The 6,544-nt window shown below is 68.8% G+C and carries 6 protein-coding genes; all 6 read right to left on the bottom strand.

Annotated features, from left to right (window positions below; genetic code table 11):
• Positions 1-87: 87 nt before the first annotated feature.
• Positions 88-1,077 carry a zinc-dependent alcohol dehydrogenase family protein gene (locus tag ACFVH5_RS29750; protein WP_384812080.1) on the bottom strand — a complete coding sequence of 330 codons (990 nt, stop codon included), beginning with the start codon at positions 1,075-1,077 and terminating at the stop codon, positions 88-90.
• Positions 1,074-1,955 (bottom strand): carbohydrate ABC transporter permease, encoded by an 882-nt coding sequence (locus ACFVH5_RS29745; RefSeq protein ID WP_385836789.1) that lies wholly within the window; start codon positions 1,953-1,955, stop codon positions 1,074-1,076. Before ACFVH5_RS29745 ends, ACFVH5_RS29750 begins: the two co-directional genes overlap by 4 nt.
• The gene (locus tag ACFVH5_RS29740; protein WP_385836788.1) at positions 1,952-2,893 is read right to left on the bottom strand and encodes a carbohydrate ABC transporter permease; all 942 of its coding nucleotides are present in this window, start codon (positions 2,891-2,893) and stop codon (positions 1,952-1,954) included. The genes ACFVH5_RS29745 and ACFVH5_RS29740 overlap by 4 nt, the downstream gene beginning before the upstream one ends.
• A complete protein-coding gene (locus ACFVH5_RS29735; protein WP_384812070.1) occupies positions 2,890-4,260 on the bottom strand; it encodes an ABC transporter substrate-binding protein in 1,371 nt (456 codons plus the stop codon). The genes ACFVH5_RS29740 and ACFVH5_RS29735 overlap by 4 nt, the downstream gene beginning before the upstream one ends.
• Positions 4,261-4,394: 134 nt before the next feature.
• Positions 4,395-5,165 (bottom strand): DeoR/GlpR family DNA-binding transcription regulator, encoded by a 771-nt coding sequence (locus ACFVH5_RS29730; protein WP_384812067.1) that lies wholly within the window; start codon positions 5,163-5,165, stop codon positions 4,395-4,397.
• Positions 5,166-5,464: 299 nt separating this feature from the next.
• Positions 5,465-6,301 carry an NAD-dependent epimerase/dehydratase family protein gene (locus ACFVH5_RS29725; protein WP_385836787.1) on the bottom strand — a complete coding sequence of 279 codons (837 nt, stop codon included), beginning with the start codon at positions 6,299-6,301 and terminating at the stop codon, positions 5,465-5,467.
• Positions 6,302-6,544: the final 243 nt, after the last annotated feature.

The following is a 6,544-nucleotide window of genomic DNA, read 5'->3' as shown; positions in this document are numbered from 1 at the left end:
GCGCGGGGAACTGCGCAAAGGGGGGCGAGGGGGCGCAGCCCCCATGCGGTGACGGGAAGGGTAGGGGCGGCGGGGGCGAGGAAAGGGTTAGGGGATCACCACGATCTTTCGGCCGATGCCTGACGCGAACTGGTCCAGGGCCTGGGGGTACTGGTCCAGAGGGAGACGGTCGCTGATGAAGATGTCCGGGTCCAGGACGCCCGTCGCGAAGAGTTCCGCCGCACGCTCGAAGCTGTGGAGCACGGCCATCGAACCCGTGATCGTGATCTCCTGGTTGTAGATGCGGTACGGGTCGATGGACACCCGCGTCGCGTAGTCGGCCACCCCGAACTGGAGGAACGTGCCCGCCTTGGCGACCCGCTCCAGGCCGTCCTGGATCGCCGCCGCGTTGCCCGTGGCGTCGACCACCAGGTCCCAGCCCTGCGGCCGGTCCAGTTCGTCGGCGCTGGTCGCGGACGCGGAGACGCCCAGCTTCTGGGCGGTCGTGAGGCGCTGCGCGTTGATGTCGACCATGTCGACGCTCGCCGCGCCCGTCCGCTTCGCCAGCTCCAGCATCATCAGGCCCATCGTCCCGGAGCCGTAGATCAGGACGTGGGAGCCGAGGCGGGAGTTGAGGACGTCGTAGCCGCGTACCGCGCAGGAGAGCGGTTCGATCAGGGCCGCGTCCTGGGTGCGTACGTGCTCGGGGAGCTTCACGCAGTTCGCCACCGGTGCGACCGCGTACTGGGCGGCGCCGCCCGCCGTGGTGACGCCGATCGCGGCCCAGCGCTCACAGAGGTTGTTGTGGCCCGTACGGCAGTAGCGGCACTCGTAGCAGTAGAGGGAGGGGTCCACGGCGACCTGGTCGCCGACCGAGAGTTCGGTGACCTGCCGGCCCACGCCGACCACCTCGCCCGCGAACTCGTGGCCGGGGACGATCGGCAGCTTGGGGGCGAACTCGCCCTGGAGGATGTGCAGGTCCGTGCCGCACAGCCCGCAGGCGGACACCTCCACGACGACCTCGCGGGGGCCCGGCGTCGGGTCCGGGACCTCGGAGACGACGGCCTTTCCCACGGACTCGATGACTGCGGCCTTCATTTCACGGCTCCCAGCGACAGGCCCTGGACCAGTTTGTCCTGGGCGGCGAACCCTGCGGCGAGCACCGGCAGGGAGACGACGAGCGACGCGGCGCACACCTTCGCCAGGAACAGGCCCTGGCTGGTGATGAAGCCGGTCAGGAAGACGGGGGCTGTCTCCGCCACCACGCCTGTGAGTACCCGGGCGAACAGCAGTTCGTTCCAGCTGAAGATGAAGCAGATGAGGGAGGTGGCCGCGATACCGGGGAGGGCGATCGGAGCTACGACGCGGGTGAGGATGGTGGGGAGTTTCGCGCCGTCTATCTGTGCCGCCTCGATGATCGCCACGGGGACCTCGGAGAGGAAGGACTGCATCATCCACACCGCGATCGGCAGGTTCATCGAGGTGTAGAGGATGACCAGGAGCCAGATGTTGTCCAGCATTCCGGTGTTCTTCGCGAAGAGGTAGATCGGGAGGAGGCCCGCGACGACCGGCAGCATCTTCGTGGAGAGGAAGAAGAAGAGGACGTCCGTCCACTTCTTGACCGGGCGGATGGAGAGCGCGTACGCCGCGGGGAGGGCGAGGATCAGGACCAGGAGCGTCGATGCCAGGGACGCCACTGTGGAGTTGATCAGAGACGGCCAGGGGCTCGCTCCGCCGCCCGTGCCGAAGAACTCGCGGTAGCCGTCGAGGGTGAGGGGCGCCGCGAAGGACGGTGGATTCGTCGCCGCGTCCTCCTCGGAGTGGAAGGACGTCAGCGCCATCCAGGCGATGGGCAGGAAGAAGACGATGCCGGCCAGCCAGGCGAGCAGGCCGAGGCCCCGTCCCTTGGGGCGGCGGGGGCCGGGATCGGCGGACTTGGTGCTGCTGGGGCGTACACGTACGGCTGTGGCGCTCATGCGCGGCCCACCTCCTCGCGGAACAGGGACGAGACCACGCGCAGCGCGAAGGTCGCGATGATGATGGAGCCGATGACGACCAGGACGCCGGCCGCGGAGGCGAGGCCGTTCTCGTGGGCCTGGTAGAAGGTCTGGTAGACGGTGTAGGGGAGGTTCGCCGTGCCCAGACCGCCCGAGGTGATGGTGAAGACCGCGTCGAAGTTCTGCACGATGTAGATCGAGCCGAGCAGGGCGCCCAGTTCGAGGTAGCGGCGCAGGTGGGGCAGCGTGAGGTAGCGGAAGACCTGCCAGTTGCTCGCGCCGTCGACCCTGGCCGCCTCGATCTGCTGGTGGTCCCGGCTCTGCAGGCCCGCCAGCAGGATCAGCATCATGAAGGGTGTCCACTGCCAGACGAGGGACGCCTCGATGGCGAGCAGCGGGGTGTTGGAGATCCAGTCGGGCTGTGGGCCGCCCACATAGTGCAGCAAGCCATTGAGCAGGCCGTACTCAGGGTTGTAGAGCACATGCTTCCAGAGCAGGGCCGCTGCTACGGGCACCACCAGGAAGGGGGCGATCAGGAGCGTGCGGACCAGGCCGCGGCCCCGGAACTTGCGGTCCAGGAGGAGGGCGAGGCCCAGGCCCAGGACCAGGCTGGCCAGGACGACGCCGACGGTGAGCAGGATGGTCGTCCAGACGGACTTGCGCAGGGCCGCGTCGGTGAGGACCTCCGTGTAGTTGCCGAAGCCCGTGAAGCTGCGGGCGTCCGGGTAGAGGGAGTTCCAGTCGAAGAAGGAGATCACCAGCGTGGCCACGAACGGCAGCTGGGTCACGGCGATCATGAAGATCAGGGCGGGCAGGAGCGGGGCTCGGGTCGCCCAGGCGCGCATGCGGCCGGAGGGCTGCTTCTTCTGCGTGTGTACGGATGGTGCGGCCACGGGGGCTGTCGTTGTCGCGGTCATCGTCCCTCGTACTCCTCGGCGATCTCCTCGGCCAGCTTCTGGGACTTCTTCAGGGCCGACTCGACGGACTGGCGTCCGGCGATGGCCGCGCTGATCTCCTGCGAGACCTTGGTGCCGAGATCGGTGAACTCGGGGATGCCGACGAACTGGATGCCGGGCGCGGGCCGCGGCTGTACGCCGGGATCGGTGGGCCGGGCGCCCTCGATGGCTTCCTTGGTCATCTCCTGGAAGGCGCCGGCCTCCTTGCGGTAGTCGGCGTTCGTGTACGTCGAGGCGCGCTTGCCGGCCGGCACGTTGGACCAGCCGATCTCGTCGCCCACCAGCTGCTCGTACTCCTTGCTGGACGCCCAGGAGACGAACTTCCACGCCTTGTCGGGGTTGCGGGAGGCGTCCTGGATGCCCCAGGCCCAGGTGTAGAGCCAGCCGGAGGACTCGGTCTTGTCGACCGGCGCCGGCACGTAGCCGATCTTGCCCTTGACCGGGGACTTCGCCGACTCCAGGGAACCGGCCGCGGAGGTGGCGTCGTACCACATGGCGACCTTGCCCTGGGTCAGGTTGTTGAGGCACTCGGCGAAGCCGGACTGGGCCGCGCCGGACTCGCCGTGCTTGCGGACGAGGTCCACATAGAACTTGGTCGCCTTCTCGAACTCGGGGGAGTCGAGCCGTGCCTTCCAGTCCTTGTCGAACCAGGTGCCGCCGAAGGTGTTCACGACCGTGGTGAGCGGGGCCATGATCTCGCCCCAGCCGGGCAGGCCGCGCAGGCAGATGCCCTTCATGCCGGACTCGGCGCCGTCGGCCTCGGCGGCGAGGTCGGCGACCTCGTCCCAGGTCGGGTGGTCGGGCATCGTCAGGCCCTTCGCCGCGAACACGTCCTTGCGGTACATCAGGAAGGACGACTCGCCGTAGAAGGGCTGTCCGTAGAGCTTGCCGTCCTCCGCGGTGAGGGACTGGCGCATGGGCTTGAGGACGTCCTGCTCGTCGTAGCCCGGGTCCTTGGCGACGTACGAGTCCATCTCGTGCAGCCAGTCGTTCTTGGCGTAGATCGGTATCTCGTAGTTGGAGAGCGTCGCGACGTCGTACTGGCCGGCCTGGTTGGCGAAGTCCTGGCTGATCTTGTCGCGGACGTCGTTCTCCGGCAGCACGGTGAAGTTCACCTTGATGCCGGTCTCCTTGGTGAAGTGCGCGGCGGTGAGCTTCTGCAGCTCCACCATCTGCGGGTTGTTGACCATGAGGACGTTGATGGAGTTGCCACCGGAGCCCGCACCGCCCGCTCCGGCCCAGCAACCGGAGAGCAGCGGGGCGAGCAGCGTCCCTGCGGCGGCCGCGGCGAACATCGCGCGCGGCCTCCGTCGGCTCTGGGTTCGCATGGATCACTCCTGGATGTATCAGTACAAATGGGATGGCAAGGGGATGGCAGAGGGATGGACAGGGACTTGCGAGGGACTGGCAGGGGGAGGATGGTGCCGCTGTAGTGGGTCGGTCGGGTGTGCGGACTCCGGGGTCAGACCCGGATGACCTGAGGGCCCTGCATCGAATAGCGGTGGGCCTCGGAGGTGGGGAGGAACGTGCTGGTGACGATCGCCTCCAGGGCGCTGATCTCCGCGAAGCGGCAGAAGCTGACGGCACCGAACTTGGTGTGCACGCCCGCGAAGACCGTGCGGCGCGCGGCCCGGATGGCCTGTGACTTGACCTCGCTGACGGCCGGATCGGGGGTGGTGAGGCCGTGTTCGCGCGAGATGCCGTTGGCGCCGATGAACGCCAGGTCGATGACGAAGCCCGCGAGCATCTTCGTCGTCCAGTGGTCGACGGTGGCCAGCGTGCCGGGCCTGACCCGGCCGCCGAGCAGCAGGACCGTCTTGTTGTCGGCCTCGGCGAGCGCGCCCGCGGTGGCCAGGGAAGCGGTGACCACGGTCAGCGGTCGGTCCCTGGGCAGTGACTCGGCGATGAGCTGGGGGGTGAAGCCCTCGTCGACGAAGACCGTCTCCGCGTCCCCGAGCAGCTCGGCCGCCGCGGCGGCGATCCGGCGCTTCTCGGGTACGTGGCTGGTGGCGCGGAAGGCGAGCGTCGTCTCGAAACCGGCGCTCTCCACGGGGTAGGCGCCGCCGTGGGTGCGGCGGACGAGGCCGTGGTCCTCCAGGGCGCGCAGATCGCGGCGCACGGTCTCCCTGGCGACGCCCAGCTCGGCCGCGAGCTCGTTCACGTCGACGGCGCCCGTGCGTCGGGCGGTCTTCACGATCGCCCGCTGCCGTTCTTCCGCGCTCATGCCCGACACCCGCTTCCGCTCCCTTGCGTACGTGCCTACTGCCCGTTCGGGCCCGTTCGACCCATGGGGGAAGTTCTACAGCCGGTACGCGCCACTGACCAGGTCTGTTGCGGGTCCGATGACGCCCGTGTGTGCCCGTTGGGTGAGACGGGCGCCCGCGGCGGACCTGCGGCGGAGCGTAATTCGGGCAGGGGGCGTGCCCGAACGGCGGGGCGGACGGGCCCGTTCGGTGCCCGTCCGCCCTGTGGGGTCGTCCGTGTGGAGTGGCTTGAAGTGTCGGCGGGGCCCGCTGCGGCCGGCCGGGAGCGTCAGTGGGGCCACACCGGGGGGTTGGTGACGAAGGCGCCGCCGAGGCGGGCGTGGTCCGGGTTCGCCGGGTCCAGTTCGCCCTGGTCCGCGATCAGCTTCTCGGCGTACTGCTCGGAGTCGTCCTGCGGCTCGTAACCCAGCGCGCGGGCGGTCGACAGGTCCCACCACAGGCGGGTGTTGGCGGAGGAGCCGTGGACGACGCTGTGGCCGACGTGCTCGGCGGTCAGGGCCGCGTGGAAGAGGCGGGCGCCGTCGCCGGGGCTCATCCAGACCGACAGCATGCGCACGGTGGTCGGCTCCAGGAAGCAGGAGCCGATGCGCACGGAGACGGTCTCCAAGCCGTGCTTGTCCCAGTAGAACTGCGCCAGGTCCTCGCCGAAGGACTTGGAGAGGCCGTAGAAGGTGTCCGGGCGGCGGGGTGTGTCGATGGGGATGAGCGCGCCGGGTTCGTGGGGTGCCTCGCCCTCGGGGCGCGGGGTGAAGCCGACCGCGTGGTTGGAGGAGGCGAAGACGATCCGCCCGACGCCCTCCTCGCGCGCGGCCTCGTACAGGTTGTACGTGCCCTCGATGTTCGCCTTCAGGATCTTCTCGAAGGTGGATTCGAGGGAGATGCCCGCGAGGTGGATGACGGCGTCCACGCCGCGGACGGCCTCGCGCAGGGCCTCCTTGTCGCCGAGGTCCGCGGTGATCGCGTCCGGCTCGCCCTCGATGGGCCGCATGTCGAGGAGGCGCAGTTCGTAGCCGTAGGCGGGGAGCAGTCCGCGCATCAGGGTGCCGAGGCCTCCGGCGGCGCCGGTGAGCAGGACGGTGCGGGGAGCGGTGCGCGGAGCGGGCATCCTCGGGTCTCCTAGAATCAGCAGCCGTATGCATATGCGTAAGCGTGTACGGCATTCACATCCATGGACACGCTATGGATCGTTCGCCGCTCGCGTCAAGTGTCGCGCGAAGGGTGGGGATCCGCTGTCGGTCGGTTTGATTTCCGGTCCTTTCTTGCTCCGGAATTGCTCCGGGAATGCGGGTTTGCCCGCTTGACCGGTCCCGACGGCGAGCTCTAGCGTGGGCGAGTTCAGAGATATGGA

Origin of the sequence: Streptomyces sp. NPDC127119 (genome assembly GCF_042677425.1) — a bacterium.
GTDB lineage: Bacteria > Actinomycetota > Actinomycetes > Streptomycetales > Streptomycetaceae > Streptomyces.
The sequence above is the reverse complement of the archived record's forward strand: the minus strand, read 5'-3'. Positions and strand labels throughout refer to the sequence as shown.

Coding starts and splice junctions, on each gene's coding strand:
- ACFVH5_RS29740 (WP_385836788.1), bottom strand. CDS start 2,893: ATGACCGCGACAACGACAGCCCCCGTGGCCGCACCATCCGTACACACG.
- ACFVH5_RS29750 (WP_384812080.1), bottom strand. CDS start 1,077: ATGAAGGCCGCAGTCATCGAGTCCGTGGGAAAGGCCGTCGTCTCCGAG.
- ACFVH5_RS29745 (WP_385836789.1), bottom strand. CDS start 1,955: ATGAGCGCCACAGCCGTACGTGTACGCCCCAGCAGCACCAAGTCCGCC.
- ACFVH5_RS29735 (WP_384812070.1), bottom strand. CDS start 4,260: ATGCGAACCCAGAGCCGACGGAGGCCGCGCGCGATGTTCGCCGCGGCC.
- ACFVH5_RS29725 (WP_385836787.1), bottom strand. CDS start 6,301: ATGCCCGCTCCGCGCACCGCTCCCCGCACCGTCCTGCTCACCGGCGCC.